The following is a 12303-nucleotide window of genomic DNA, read 5'->3' as shown; positions in this document are numbered from 1 at the left end:
TAAATGGGACGGAATTGCTTGATGATCATTCATCAAGCAATTCGTCGTCAGCGGTGGCATGAGCCAGCCGGCTTGACGCAGCCGCTGCAATGGCACCGACAATATCGTCAAGAAACGTGTGGCATTCACCGGTTGATTTATCGTTTAAATAGGCAAGAATTCCCGGCTTTTGTTTGTCGATAAAGCCGTAATTGGTAAATCCGATCGACCCATACACGTTAACGATCGAAAAAGCAATAACTTCATCAATCCCATAGAGGCTTTCATCGCCTTCAATGGTTTTCTGAAGCGGTTTGTCGAGTTCGTTCCGTTCAGCCAACCGGTCCAATTGAATGCCGGTGAGGATCGCATTTTGTACCTCTCGTTTGGAGAAAACTTGATCCACGTTAAATTCACAAACATCCATACTGAGATCGTCATGGTATTTGGATTGCAAATAATGAACAAGTTCTGCAATATCCCTGATTGTTACACCACGTTCGGACATCCATTCTCTAGCTTTTATTTCCAGTTTGGTTCGATTTGTATTGCTATCCATATTTATCACCTTTTCTTTGAATAATTATTAAAATCGAGTACGATCACATAGACTGAATTAAAACGGGGAAAGGAGCAATCACGGTGAAGGACTTTCTTGCTATGCATTATGATATTCACGCATATGAAAAAATAGTCGTGGATGGATCGGAAGGTTTGATGGACGATAATTACGTTTATTTTATCATTTCCGGCAATCAGAGGGAAATGATACATATGGAGCAGTCTGCACTGGCGTCTTATTTATATGAAAACGATTGGCATTACATGACGATTCCCGTGCCGAACAACCAGGGAGGATGGATGACAGCGCAGGATAATCATGGTTACATGGTGCTCAGAGCTGAAAAACCATCTGGTAACATACGTGGTGATCAGTCGGACGGAACAAGGCTTGCAATGTTTCATGCGTTGGGGTCAACGTATGACTACGAGCCGCAGCTTATTTCCAGTTATGGTCAATGGAAAGATTTATGGATTCATAAGCTGACGGCCTTTGAAGAACAAATCAATGAAAAAGCCAGGGATCATCCGAGTGCTTACTATCGCGATGTGATGGATATCATCCCCTATGTGTCCGGTATCAGTGAAAATGCGATACAGTACATGGAAGAAAGTGAACATGAGACCCGATTTCATGACGTCGATCAGGGAACGATCGCATTTCGGAGATGGTATGGGTCATTTAACAGGCACTATGTATGGATGACAGAATTGGTTTACGATCATCCGGCCCGCGATTTAGCCGAATACATTCGCCGTCAATTGCTGCAAACGGAAGATCCCATGCACCATATACGTACGTTTTTGGATGATTATCAACAGGTAAGACCGTTGTCCGTATTTTCTTGGCGGCTTTTATACGCCAGGCTTTTGTTTCCCGTTCATTTTTTTGACGTCATAGAACGCGGCTTGACCAATACTACCAGTGAATACAGCGATCCGGCTATACAGGATTTGATCAGACGCCAACCTATTTATGAACGGCGATTACGGACATTTTTTGACCATGCAGGGGTTTCGCGTAAAGAATGGGCGATTCCTGTGTTACACTGGTTATAAGCATGATTAATGGAGTGATTAGATATGAAGCCAGTCATTTATATTACTAGAAAGATTCCGGACGAGCTGCTGCAGCCATACAAGGATGATGCTGACTTTCGTATGTGGGAAAGCGAAACAACCCCAGTGCCGCGCGACGTGTTGCTGGAGGAAGCGTCTGCGGCCGATGGTGTGCTGAGTCTATTGACGGAAAAAATCGACCGCGAATGTCTGCAAACGGCTGGTCATTTGAAAATAGTCGCCAATATGGCGGTCGGCTATGACAATATTGATGTGCAGGCGGCGCACGATCAAGGGATTATCGTGACGAATACGCCGGATGTGCTAACAGAAACCACGGCGGATTTAACATTCGGTCTTTTAATGGCGACGGCGAGACGAATGGTGGAAGCCTCTGATTATATTCGCGAAGGTCAGTGGAAACACTGGTCCCCATACTTGCTTGCCGGCTCCGATATCAACAACAAGACCATGGGAATCGTTGGTATGGGGCGAATTGGTGAAGCTGTGGCCAGACGCGCAAAAGGGTTTAATATGACCGTTCTGTATCATAATCGCACCCGAAACCAAACAGCGGAGCGGGATGTCGGGGCGGTGTACACGGCGTTCGATCAAATGCTGCAAGAAGCTGATTTTGTCGTGTCACTCGTTCCGCTCACGAATGAAACAAAACACTTATTTAATGAAGACGTGTTCCGGCAAATGAAGGAAAGTGCGATTTTTGTCAATGCTTCACGCGGGGCCACCGTTGATGAAGACGCGTTGTATGATGCTTTGCTGAACAAACACATTCGGGCAGCTGGATTGGATGTCTATGAACAGGAACCGATTGCACCGGATCACCCGCTTGTGGGGCTGGAGAATACGGTTTGTCTTCCGCATATTGGATCAGCAAGCGAGGAGACGCGCTCCGACATGCTTCGTCTCTGTTTGGATAACCTGACCGCAGTCCTGAATGGAAAACAGCCACTGACACCTGTACGGTAATAGAAAAGGCAGACTCAGCTGATGTCTGCCTTTTTATGACTATACAGTTAACCAATATTTAAAATACTTGTTCGATTTCGGTTATTCCGGGGACTTCCGCCATAAGCGCGCGTTCGATACCTGCTTTTAATGTAATGGTGGAGCTTGGGCAATTACCGCAGGCTCCCATCAAACGAAGAAGTACAATGCCGTCATCATCAACATCAATCAGTTCCACATCGCCACCGTCCCGAAGCAAAAATGGACGTAATTTGTTTAACACTTCCTGAACTTGTTCTTGCATTACCCATCTTCTCCTTTCTATTTTTAGTATAAAATGAATAACTGAAAAAATCTATATGTTATTTTAAATGCTATTCGATGTTTATTTTATTTTATCTTTCATAATGCTTTTTGTAAAATGAAAGTAACTAATAATAAAGGGGGGCTTCGGCATTGGCTGAACATATTCAAATAACGGTTTATGGTGCCGAACAATTGTGTGCCAGCTGTGTTGGCGCACCCGGGTCACGGGACACGTACGAATGGCTGCAGGCGGCTATTGGCCGGAAATATGTCGATGACAACATTGATTATGAATATGTGGATATCGATCATCCCCCGAATGTGGAAGCGCATAAAGATTTCTCCAGACGTATCGTGGAGGAGGAATGGTTTTACCCGGTTGTGCTGGTGAATGGTCAAGTGGTTGCTGAAGGCATTCCGAAACTGAAACCTGTTTACCGGGAATTGGACAAAAATGGGGCTGTTCTGCAGTCGTGATGGAGTTGATCAAACGTGAAAATACCGTTTACAAAAATGCATGGTCTTGGAAATAATTACATTTATATCGATCGATTCGCATGTAACATCAACGACGATTGGCTGCCGTACTTGGCTAGAACAGTGTCGGATGTTCATACCGGGATTGGGTCCGATGGGTTGATTTTGATTCAACCGAGCAAGCATGCGGATGTAGGGATGCGTATTTTTAATAAAGATGGGTCTGAGGGCAAAAACTGCGGAAATGGGCTGCGCTGTGTGGCCAAATATGCCTATGAAAACGGGATTGTCAGCGAAACGTCTTTTCGGATAGAGACGAAAACAAATATAGTGGATGCCGACGTTTATACGGATGCGGGTATGGTGCCGTACGTGACGATCAACATGGGGATGCCGATACTTCGGCGCTCCGACATTCCTATGGACGGGGACGATCGCTCGAGTGTTGTGGCTGAGCCCGTTGTCATTGATGACCAGTCGCTGTCACTGACCGCGGTATCAATGGGCAATCCGCACGCCGTATTTTTTGTTGAAGATATCCGTTCGGCCCCGGTTGAGACGTTGGGTCCCCGGATTGAAACGCATCAACTTTTTCCAGAAGATGTGAATGCGGAATTTATTGAAATGATTTCCCGTAACGAGCTGAATTTCCGGGTATGGGAACGCGGATCAGGTATGACGCAGGCGTGTGGGACAGGTGCCTGCGCCGCTGTTGTGGCTGCCGTTCTGAACGAGCGGGCTGAACGTGGAGAAGATGTGACGGTACACTTGGATGGTGGCGATTTATATATACAATGGCAGGACCATGGCGACGTGTTAATGACTGGTGGTGCGGAAACGATCGCATCGGGTGATTATCATTTTCATATCACATAGTTGATGAATAGAGGTATCGTTTTGTATACTGGAAAGTAGCACGTACGTCATTTATCAAAAGAGGAGGATTGGCAATGGTTATTTCCATTACAGACGAAGCACGTGATCAAGTGAAGGAAATGATGCAGGATGAATCAGAAGGCGTTCGGCTGCGTTTTGGCATCAGAGGCGGCGGATGCAGTGGTTTGTCGTATTCACTTGGCTTTGAGTATGATATTAATGAAGAGTTGGATATGGTGGAAGACGTTAACGGTATTCCGGTCGTAATTCATAACCAGGATGCCCCTATTATAGAAGGAACGACCATCGATTTTAAACAAAACATGATGGGCGGCGGGTTCAGTATCGATAACCCGAATGCGATCGTATCATGCGGCTGTGGTTCCTCCTTTAAAACGAAAAAACGCGAAGGCGCACCGGAGAAATGCTGATAACGAAAAAAGGGATTGGGAGGACAAGACTGAACAAATCCCTTCTAAATACGAACGATATATTTAAGACGTAGTCGCCGCTCCGGAAAAACACTACGCTTTCCGCGGGCGCTGCTGAGTCTCCTCGTGCTTATCGCACTGCGGGGTCTCATCTAGGCTTTTCATCCCGCAGGAGTCTCCGTGTTTTTCCTGCGCTAAACAAAAAATCCGAACTGATTCAGATCATTTTCGAATCATGGTTCGGATTTTTCTTTGACTAAACATCTTCTGTCCCAGGCTTTTTTCGTGTGGAGAAACCGCCATTTCTTGTTTCAAATGCTGTTTTTAAAACATATCGGTTGAGTGTCTTGGCTGGATGCGTGCGTTTGGGTCGATGTATTGTTTGGCGTTGTTAATGGCTGTTGGACCTTCGCCGAATCCGGTGGCAATCAGATTGACTTTGCCAGGGTATGTTGTGATGTCCCCGGCGGCATAAATCCCCGGTATATTCGTTTCCATTTTCGTGTTGACGACGATGCTGTTTTTCTCAATTTCCAGCCCCCAATCTTTAATAGGGCCGAGGGACGAGATAAACCCATAATTACAAAGCATGGCATCAACCTCGACATCCATCGTTGCATCCCCTTTATGTTCCTGGAGGGTCACGTTTTCAATACGGTCCGCTCCATTGACGGAAATGGGAACATAAGGCGTTAGAATCTCAACATTGGAATTCATCAGCTGTTCCACACTCCGTTCATGGGCCCGGAATTTATCCCGGCGGTGAACGAGTGTTACTTTGCTGGCGATCGGCTCGAGCATGAGTGCCCAGTCCACGGCGGAGTCACCGCCGCCCAACAGCATAACGTGTTTATCTTTGTAGGCATCCATGTCCTGTACGTGATAATGCAGGTTAATCCCTTCAAATTGTTCGCAGCCTTCCAAATTTAAACGCCGTGGCTGGAAGGCGCCATTGCCTGCTGTGATGATGATGGATTTCGTATAATGGACGTCTGTATTGGACGTGAGTTTAAATGTATCATCCGTAAGACGTTCAACCTGTTCAACAGCTTGGTTCAACACAATGGTTGCATCGAACATCCCGGCCTGTTCTTCAAGGTTGTTGACCAAATCCTGTGCCCGTACATTGGGAAAACCGGCAACGTCATATATATATTTCTCTGGATACAGGGCTGTCAACTGCCCGCCAGTATGTGGCAAACTCTCTATAATTTTGACACTGGCCTGGCGCATGCCACCGTAGAACGCGGTGAATAATCCGGCTGGACCAGCGCCAAGTATGGTTACATCATATACTTCTTCCGACAAGGATGTCCCCCCCCATTCATCGTCATATTGAAACACATACTATCCTAACATACATTCGACATCTATGTGTATGATGAGCATATCCCCGCCTGATGGCATGGGAAGATACGATTTACCAAGGCCAATGGAGGTTGCTTTGCATTTTAACTGATATGTTATAAAATGAACCCTGTATGGATCGGCGAAGGGAGACAAAGTATTGATACAGTTTATTATGTCGATTTTACTCTTTTTTGTTATCTTTTTTGGATTGGCGTTTATTTTGAACATGTTGGTGCGCCAAACATGGCTGATGGCGATCATTTATCCATTTATTGTTATTATGATTGTGGATGATATATCGACAGCAAGGTATTTTACAGAGCCAGGTTACGCATTCACGAAGGCAGCCGCGCGATTTACGGAGATCACTTTTGCGGATATCACGATTTTGGGAGCCGGATTTGTTGGTACCATTGTTTCCGGTTTTGTCATTCGCTTTTTGCGTAAAAGCGGCTATCAAATGTTTTAAGCTGGAAAATGTATAAAAAATTGGCAGGCTGGACATGATGACACCGAGAGAGGTGTTATCATGCAAAAACAAACATGGATAAAAAAATCAGCGATGTTTCTATTATTCTTAGGAGCTCTTGTTATGACCTTGTCGTCTGTATCGAATCTAACGGTAACGGATGTACAGGCCTGGGTGGCCAAGGATTATGAGGCATCGTTTGAGACGACAACAAACAGTGGATCGGGATACAGTCGCATCGGATTGGAAAAGAAATCGTTAAAAACGAAGAAACAACAAAAACGATATATATCAAGTGAGCAGATTGAAGGTCCGAAAACATTGAAAGAATATATCAATCTTGAACAATATCCAAGCGCAACGGTGACGGCGACCGGTTATACCGCCGGGGTTGAATCAACGGGCAAAACACCGGAACATCCTCAATACGGGATCACGTATTCAGGTGTGCCGGTCAAACGGGATTTATATTCCACAATCGCGGCAGATCTGGATGTGTATCCCATTGGGACCATTATGTTTATACCGGACTATGGCTATGGCGTTGTAGCCGATAAAGGCGGGGCCATTAACGGCAACAAGATTGATTTATACTATGAAACAGTGGAAGACGTTTATTCCAAATGGGGTAAGAAGGAAGTGGATGTGTATGTCATTAAAAGAGGGAATGGCAAACTGACCAGGGAAACGTTGAACCAATTGAATAATAATGACAACGAAGCATTGCAAGTTTTTCGGAACCAAATAAACGAAAATTGATCAACACGAGGCTGGGACAAAACTAAAACGTTAGATACTAGTACAATATTGGGATACGTTTTAACCATCGCTGCGGAAAAATACTTCGCTTTCACCTTGCCAGGCACAAGCGCGACATCTGTTCAAGCTTCCTTTGGTCGCTTTCACAGTGTCTTCTTTGCCGGGGGCGGCTGATGAGCCTCCTCGTGCTCGTCGCGTTGCAAGCTTATTCATCGAAGCCTACGCTCCTCGCAGGTCGAAGTCTACTCATGGAAGCTTTGCTTTGTGCTACCGCACTCCGGGGTCTCATCTAAGGCCTTTGCTCCCCCAGGAGTCTACGTATTTTTCCTCCGCTCATTGAGGCAAAACTCTTTAATAAACGAAAAATCCGAACTGATTCAGATTGTTTGTGAATTATAGTTCGGATTTTTATTTGACTAAACGTCTTTTGTCCCAGCCTGGCTTTTTAGTATGTGATCATGGTTGAATGAACAGGGTGCGGTCAATGCTAATACCATTGATATAGTAAAATAGCAATCAATACCCCGGTCAGACCGCCGAAAAATACTTCAATCGGCTGGTGACCGAGCAATTCTTTTAATTGTTTTCGTTTTTGAAATGCCTCTTTTTGATTCCAATCTTTGGCACCTTCAACAAAGGACTGAAAATCGTTGACCAGCTGGTTAATCACAATGGCCTGCTCACCCGCTTGTCGGCGCACACCGGAGGCATCAAACATGATGATGACGCTGAAAACAGTCGCGATGGCGAACATAACGGAATCAATACCTTGCAGGATGCCGGTTGCCGTAGTCAGTGCAGCGACAGCGGCGGAATGGCTGCTGGGCATGCCTCCCGTCGAGAATGCCAGTCCCGGTTTCAGTTCTCGTGCTGCAATCAGATGCAGCGGGATTTTGCTTACTTGTGCAACAACAATGGCTGCTAATGCAGCGCATAATGGAAAATTGGCAAAAAGGTTCATGACAAGCGACATCCTCTCCGTGGCAACGTGGTGTAAAATGATATCGTCATCGTTGTCCAATGTCTATCATGTATCTGTTACCATATGAATTGGTTGATTCGCGTGCTTTCGGCTTTACGCTGTTTGCAAAAGGCGAAAAAAAACAGCCCTCTACGTTTTGGGGAGCGTCAGCTTATCATTGATTAATGGCCGCTTCAAGTGCTAAATCCATCATATCGTGGAACGATGTTTGCCGCTCGTCAGACGTGGTTTCTTCGCCGGTTAAAATGTGATCGGAAACCGTCAATACAGTCAGTGCGTTGCGGTTGAATTTAGCAGCCAGTGTATACAATGCGGCTGTTTCCATCTCGACAGCAAGGACGTTATAGGACGCGAGGAGATCGTTCACGTCTTTTTCGTCATCACGATAAAAGGCATCACTGGTAAACACGTTCCCGACACGCATATTTAAACCTTTTCCACTGCCGACATCATAGGCTTTTCTGAGCAGGTTGAAGTCGGCCAGTGGTGCATAGTCAATGCCGTTGAACGTCATGCGGTTCATTTGCGAATCGGTTGAGGCTCCTTGGGCGAGGATAACGTCCCGAACATTGACATCCGGCTGGATAGCTCCGCACGTGCCAACACGGATTAAGGTCTGTACGTCGTATTGCTGAATGAGTTCATGAACATATATGGAAATCGATGGGACCCCCATGCCTGTACCTTGAACAGACAGACGTTCCCCTTTATAGGTTCCGGTATAGCCATACATGCCACGTACGTTATTGTACTGTGTTACATCACTTAAAAATGTGTTTGCAATGAATTCTGCTCGCAGCGGGTCACCGGGAAGCAATATTTTGTCTGCGATATCCCCTTTGTTGGCACCAATATGTACACTCATAGACGGCATCCCTCCATAGTATTATCAACGTCACATTATCATAACGAATCCATAAAAACAAATTTCATGAAAATGACATAGGTTTTGTTTTGTTTCTGTTTCAAAAGCGGTTATTTTTGTATATAATAAGCTTGTATTCCATTTTCATTGTGGATATGCAGGTGAGGAATTATTTTTCGGAAGGATGAACATCATGCAGGAAAAAACGTTTACCATTACAGCAAATACAGGCGTACATGCCCGTCCGGCAACGTTACTTGTGAATAAAGCGGGGCAGTTTCAATCGGATATCCAACTTTCATATAATGGCAAAAGTGTCAATCTGAAGTCCATTATGGGGGTAATGTCCCTGGGCATTCCAAAAGGGGCAAACATCAGCATAACGGCATCAGGGAATGATGAGGAAGAAGCCATGGATAGTGTCACGGAAGTCATGAACGAACATTTGGGTGACTAACAAGAATCTGGGAGCCGGTAGTTGATCCCTTTCCGGCTCCCTTGTCTTATTGGTAATAGCGTTTGGTATAATCATTTTCTTCCAGAGATGTCAGTTGCTTAAGGGACGCCTGATTGAAATTCGAATCGTGTTTGGAAAGCTTTTGTTTCATGGCGTCGATGGCATTTTCCAACGACGTGCGATAATCTGGAACAGCGTCATCGAAGGGCTCAACGGCTGACTTGACAACGTTAATTTTTTCATAATGGGCGAGGGCTTTACGTTCCTGAAACAAAACCCCTTCCGTTTCTCCGGGGTTATGCAGATCACCTTGCATTGGATGTTTGTCGACGGCATGCACTTTCACCAGATATCGTTCACCCCGATCCTCAACAATTTCACCTATGTATTTGCCTGAATTATATTTCACATGTACGATATCGCCAGGTTGAAATGTCATATCATTGATTCCTCCTTTATCACCCCATTGTGCCAGATGGGAGAAGAATCAGCAATCGACAGCCCCGGATTTAAATACGGATTCGTTGGTGCTATAATGGATGCAAAGGACGTGATACATCATGATGGAATTTTTATATTTTCCGGAAGATAAGTCAGAATATATCCCAGCCGTTATCGTACTCATTATCTTTATGATCGGCGCTGTACTGGCGCTGTATTTCTTCATCAAAGTGTCCCGAAAAGAAGCCAAACGAACCGAAGAACAGTACCGACAGCAACTGAAAACGAAAAACGACAACGAATGAACGGATTTCTTTTTAATTAGGAATCCGTTTAATTTTTGTCTGATTGCGGATACTGAAAATAACGCCATAGTAAAGGAGTACTACGGATGAGAGTATTCGTAATGATCATGCTGATGTTTCTGACGGCTTGTCAAGCAAATACTGAAACAACACGGACTGTTGAATTGTATAATGATTCGGGAGATATGGTTGGTACGGCCACATTGAACGAGGTCGATGCCGGCGTGAATGTTAAATTGAAACTGGAAGGGTTGGAGCCGGGATATCACGGTATTCATGTTCATGAATACCCGAAATGCAAAGCCCCCGACTTTAAATCAGCAGGCAGTCACTTTAACCCTACCGGCAAGCAACATGGTCCGATGCATCCGGACGGTTCGCATTTGGGGGATCTTCCCAATCTGGAAGCCGATGAAGGCGGCCTTGTTGATGCGGAATTAATGCTTCCAGAAGCAACCCTTTTGGATGGTAAAAAATCGTTGCTGAAAGGGGAAGGCACATCGCTTGTGATTACGGAAGGCAAGGATGATGGCATCAGTCAGCCTAGTGGTGATTCCGGTAAACGCACTATATGCGGATTGATAGCCGATAAGGAAAAGAAAACGTCTGAAACACCGACAGATCCAACCGATTTTAATAAAGAACAGGAAAAATAAGGTGTTACGGGACTGTTGTCGTATTCCCGTGAAAACGGTTGTTCCAGCCAATACTGAACCACACGAGGTGATCCGGTTTATGTGGATCACCTCCAATAATGAGGTCAGTCAAGATTGTGAACAGCTTTCAGAATACGGTCGACGCCTTTCTGAAGGGTTTCGTGCGGGCAAGCAATGTTCATGCGCATGAACATGTCGCCTTCTTCGCCGTAATTTGCACCGGGATTAAGTCCCACGCCGGCTGTTTGGTTCATGAATGTTTTTAATTCATCGCGGTCCAGCCCGAGTGCCGTGCAGTCAATCCATAATAGATACGTTCCCTCTGATCGGGTTACGTGCAGTTTATCGGTTTCCCCTTCAAGTCGGCGAATGACATAGGCTCTATGATTGTCGAGCACGTTGCGGAGATCATCCAACCATTGTTCTCCGTGCCGATAAGCGGCTTCCAACGCTGTATTTCCCATTGTGTTCATCATATGATGGCCATCTTTTTCCAGCTGCTGATCCAGCATATCCCGCTTTTCCTTATCGGAAGTAATGATATACGATGCCTGGAGCCCAGCCAGATTGAATGTCTTGGACGGCGACATGAAAGTGATTGTCTGAGATGCTGTGTCATCGGAAAGTGTAGCCATCGGTATATGGGTTTCACCTGGATAAATAAGGTCTGCGTGTATTTCATCAGAAAGAATCAATACGTCATATTTCAGGCAGAGCCGGGCCATTTCTCTTAATTCCTCTTCGGTCCATACACGTCCAACTGGGTTGTGTGGGGAGCAAAGAAGGAATGCCTTCACACCTGATTTCAGTTTTTCTTCCATGTCGGCAAAATCAATGCCGTAATGGTTGTTCTGCCGTTTAAGCGGATTCTTTACAATGGTTCTGTCATGAGCTTCAATGACATTGTAAAAAGGGGTGTATACGGGTGTCTGAATAAGAATGTTGTCACCTGGATCCGTCAATGCCTGGATGGCCATATGTAAGCTGGCAACGACCCCGGGGCTGAACGACAGCCATTCGCCGTCGATCGTCCAGTTATATCGCTTGGAAATCCAGTTGATAATGGCATCTCGCACGTCTTGGTCAATCACCGTATAACCGTAAATGCCATGTTCGGCGCGTTTTATTAATGCGTCATTAACGGCCTGGGGCGCCTGGAAATCCATATCAGCGACCCACATTGGTACAACATCGTCTGCGCCAAATACAGACTGTCGCATATCCCATTTGACGGATCGCGTATTGGTGCGGTCATGTACGTTTTCAAAATGATTCATCGTGCAAACCTCCTGCTCCAAAAAATAGCTCATTGATTTATCGTTCCAATTATACTGAAAAACAGGGAAACATGAAACTGCTTAGCC

At 45.4% G+C, this 12303-nt stretch carries 17 protein-coding genes; 10 read left to right on the top strand and 7 right to left on the bottom strand.

The annotated features are described in order from the left end of the window. Nucleotides 1-25 precede the first annotated feature (25 nt). Nucleotides 26-538, bottom strand: a complete 513-nt coding sequence (locus tag ABDZ72_RS00650) for a phosphatidylglycerophosphatase A family protein (protein WP_343750494.1) — start codon at nucleotides 536-538, stop codon at nucleotides 26-28. Nucleotides 539-621: 83 nt separating this feature from the next. Between ABDZ72_RS00650 and ABDZ72_RS00645 the strand changes: the two genes are divergently transcribed. Together ABDZ72_RS00645 and ABDZ72_RS00640 are read left to right on the top strand one after the other, a co-directional pair. Then, on the top strand, nucleotides 622-1599 hold the full coding sequence (locus tag ABDZ72_RS00645; protein ID WP_343750492.1) for a protein kinase family protein: 978 nt from the start codon (nucleotides 622-624) through the stop codon (nucleotides 1597-1599). 24 nt (nucleotides 1600-1623) lie between these two features. Next, nucleotides 1624-2586, top strand: a complete 963-nt coding sequence (locus tag ABDZ72_RS00640; protein ID WP_343750491.1) for a 2-hydroxyacid dehydrogenase — start codon at nucleotides 1624-1626, stop codon at nucleotides 2584-2586. 58 nt (nucleotides 2587-2644) lie between these two features. Here ABDZ72_RS00640 and ABDZ72_RS00635 read toward each other — a convergent pair whose 3' ends face one another. Continuing rightward, nucleotides 2645-2869 carry a NifU family protein gene (locus tag ABDZ72_RS00635; protein ID WP_343750489.1) on the bottom strand — a complete coding sequence of 75 codons (225 nt, stop codon included), beginning with the start codon at nucleotides 2867-2869 and terminating at the stop codon, nucleotides 2645-2647. Nucleotides 2870-3021: 152 nt separating this feature from the next. Here ABDZ72_RS00635 and ABDZ72_RS00630 point away from each other — a divergent pair, with 152 nt between their 5' ends. From ABDZ72_RS00630 to ABDZ72_RS00620, 3 genes are all read left to right on the top strand, one after another. Next, the gene (locus ABDZ72_RS00630; protein WP_343750488.1) at nucleotides 3022-3348 is read left to right on the top strand and encodes a YuzD family protein; all 327 of its coding nucleotides are present in this window, start codon (nucleotides 3022-3024) and stop codon (nucleotides 3346-3348) included. A 36-nt stretch (nucleotides 3349-3384) separates the two neighbouring features. Further along, complete coding sequence (dapF, locus tag ABDZ72_RS00625) at nucleotides 3385-4224, top strand: diaminopimelate epimerase (protein WP_343750521.1); 840 nt, start codon at nucleotides 3385-3387, stop codon at nucleotides 4222-4224. A gap of 74 nt (nucleotides 4225-4298) precedes the next feature. Then, nucleotides 4299-4655 carry a HesB/IscA family protein gene (locus ABDZ72_RS00620; RefSeq protein ID WP_343750486.1) on the top strand — a complete coding sequence of 119 codons (357 nt, stop codon included), beginning with the start codon at nucleotides 4299-4301 and terminating at the stop codon, nucleotides 4653-4655. A gap of 324 nt (nucleotides 4656-4979) precedes the next feature. Here ABDZ72_RS00620 and ABDZ72_RS00615 read toward each other — a convergent pair whose 3' ends face one another. After that, a complete protein-coding gene (locus tag ABDZ72_RS00615) occupies nucleotides 4980-5963 on the bottom strand; it encodes an NAD(P)/FAD-dependent oxidoreductase (RefSeq protein ID WP_343750485.1) in 984 nt (327 codons plus the stop codon). A gap of 199 nt (nucleotides 5964-6162) precedes the next feature. Between ABDZ72_RS00615 and ABDZ72_RS00610 the strand changes: the two genes are divergently transcribed. Together ABDZ72_RS00610 and ABDZ72_RS00605 are read left to right on the top strand one after the other, a co-directional pair. Further along, nucleotides 6163-6474: a YuiB family protein gene (locus tag ABDZ72_RS00610; protein ID WP_343750483.1), complete on the top strand. Its 312-nt coding sequence runs from the start codon at nucleotides 6163-6165 to the stop codon at nucleotides 6472-6474. Nucleotides 6475-6534: 60 nt separating this feature from the next. After that, on the top strand, nucleotides 6535-7233 hold the full coding sequence (locus tag ABDZ72_RS00605) for a 3D domain-containing protein (protein WP_343750482.1): 699 nt from the start codon (nucleotides 6535-6537) through the stop codon (nucleotides 7231-7233). Nucleotides 7234-7720: 487 nt separating this feature from the next. Here ABDZ72_RS00605 and ABDZ72_RS00600 read toward each other — a convergent pair whose 3' ends face one another. After that, nucleotides 7721-8194: a divergent PAP2 family protein gene (locus tag ABDZ72_RS00600; protein WP_343750481.1), complete on the bottom strand. Its 474-nt coding sequence runs from the start codon at nucleotides 8192-8194 to the stop codon at nucleotides 7721-7723. Between the two features lie 175 nt (nucleotides 8195-8369). Next, the gene (deoD, locus tag ABDZ72_RS00595; RefSeq protein ID WP_343750480.1) at nucleotides 8370-9080 is read right to left on the bottom strand and encodes a purine-nucleoside phosphorylase; all 711 of its coding nucleotides are present in this window, start codon (nucleotides 9078-9080) and stop codon (nucleotides 8370-8372) included. Between the two features lie 193 nt (nucleotides 9081-9273). Between deoD and ABDZ72_RS00590 the strand changes: the two genes are divergently transcribed. Beyond that, entirely contained in the window at nucleotides 9274-9537 is a 264-nt protein-coding gene (locus ABDZ72_RS00590; protein WP_343750478.1) for a phosphocarrier protein HPr, read from the top strand. 46 nt (nucleotides 9538-9583) lie between these two features. Here the strand turns inward: ABDZ72_RS00590 and kapB are convergent, their stop codons facing one another. After that, nucleotides 9584-9976: a kinase-associated lipoprotein KapB gene (gene kapB / locus ABDZ72_RS00585; RefSeq protein ID WP_343750477.1), complete on the bottom strand. Its 393-nt coding sequence runs from the start codon at nucleotides 9974-9976 to the stop codon at nucleotides 9584-9586. A 121-nt stretch (nucleotides 9977-10097) separates the two neighbouring features. On the opposite strand from kapB, the gene ABDZ72_RS00580 reads away from it, so the two are divergent. Further along, nucleotides 10098-10283, top strand: a complete 186-nt coding sequence (locus tag ABDZ72_RS00580) for a hypothetical protein (RefSeq protein ID WP_343750476.1) — start codon at nucleotides 10098-10100, stop codon at nucleotides 10281-10283. An 86-nt stretch (nucleotides 10284-10369) separates the two neighbouring features. Further along, complete coding sequence (locus ABDZ72_RS00575) at nucleotides 10370-10939, top strand: superoxide dismutase family protein (RefSeq protein WP_343750474.1); 570 nt, start codon at nucleotides 10370-10372, stop codon at nucleotides 10937-10939. Nucleotides 10940-11043: 104 nt separating this feature from the next. Here ABDZ72_RS00575 and ABDZ72_RS00570 read toward each other — a convergent pair whose 3' ends face one another. Then, nucleotides 11044-12216 (bottom strand): MalY/PatB family protein, encoded by a 1173-nt coding sequence (locus ABDZ72_RS00570; RefSeq protein WP_343750472.1) that lies wholly within the window; start codon nucleotides 12214-12216, stop codon nucleotides 11044-11046. Nucleotides 12217-12303: the final 87 nt, after the last annotated feature.

It is taken from the genome of Lentibacillus halophilus, from assembly GCF_039522485.1.
Lineage (GTDB): Bacteria > Bacillota > Bacilli > Bacillales > Amphibacillaceae > Lentibacillus > Lentibacillus halophilus.
Note: the sequence above shows the minus strand (reverse complement) of the source record. Positions and strands in the feature narration are given on the sequence as shown.

What these genes read in the sequence shown, in the direction of transcription:
- ABDZ72_RS00650 (WP_343750494.1), bottom strand. Translation starts at nt 538, where the DNA reads ATGGATAGCAATACAAATCGAACCAAACTGGAAATAAAAGCTAGAGAA.
- ABDZ72_RS00640 (WP_343750491.1), top strand. Translation starts at nt 1,624, where the DNA reads ATGAAGCCAGTCATTTATATTACTAGAAAGATTCCGGACGAGCTGCTG.
- ABDZ72_RS00635 (WP_343750489.1), bottom strand. Translation starts at nt 2,869, where the DNA reads ATGCAAGAACAAGTTCAGGAAGTGTTAAACAAATTACGTCCATTTTTG.
- dapF (WP_343750521.1), top strand. Translation starts at nt 3,385, where the DNA reads ATGCATGGTCTTGGAAATAATTACATTTATATCGATCGATTCGCATGT.
- ABDZ72_RS00620 (WP_343750486.1), top strand. Translation starts at nt 4,299, where the DNA reads ATGGTTATTTCCATTACAGACGAAGCACGTGATCAAGTGAAGGAAATG.
- ABDZ72_RS00605 (WP_343750482.1), top strand. Translation starts at nt 6,535, where the DNA reads ATGCAAAAACAAACATGGATAAAAAAATCAGCGATGTTTCTATTATTC.
- ABDZ72_RS00600 (WP_343750481.1), bottom strand. Translation starts at nt 8,194, where the DNA reads ATGAACCTTTTTGCCAATTTTCCATTATGCGCTGCATTAGCAGCCATT.
- deoD (WP_343750480.1), bottom strand. Translation starts at nt 9,080, where the DNA reads ATGAGTGTACATATTGGTGCCAACAAAGGGGATATCGCAGACAAAATA.
- ABDZ72_RS00590 (WP_343750478.1), top strand. Translation starts at nt 9,274, where the DNA reads ATGCAGGAAAAAACGTTTACCATTACAGCAAATACAGGCGTACATGCC.
- kapB (WP_343750477.1), bottom strand. Translation starts at nt 9,976, where the DNA reads ATGACATTTCAACCTGGCGATATCGTACATGTGAAATATAATTCAGGC.
- ABDZ72_RS00580 (WP_343750476.1), top strand. Translation starts at nt 10,098, where the DNA reads ATGATGGAATTTTTATATTTTCCGGAAGATAAGTCAGAATATATCCCA.
- ABDZ72_RS00575 (WP_343750474.1), top strand. Translation starts at nt 10,370, where the DNA reads ATGAGAGTATTCGTAATGATCATGCTGATGTTTCTGACGGCTTGTCAA.
- ABDZ72_RS00570 (WP_343750472.1), bottom strand. Translation starts at nt 12,216, where the DNA reads ATGAATCATTTTGAAAACGTACATGACCGCACCAATACGCGATCCGTC.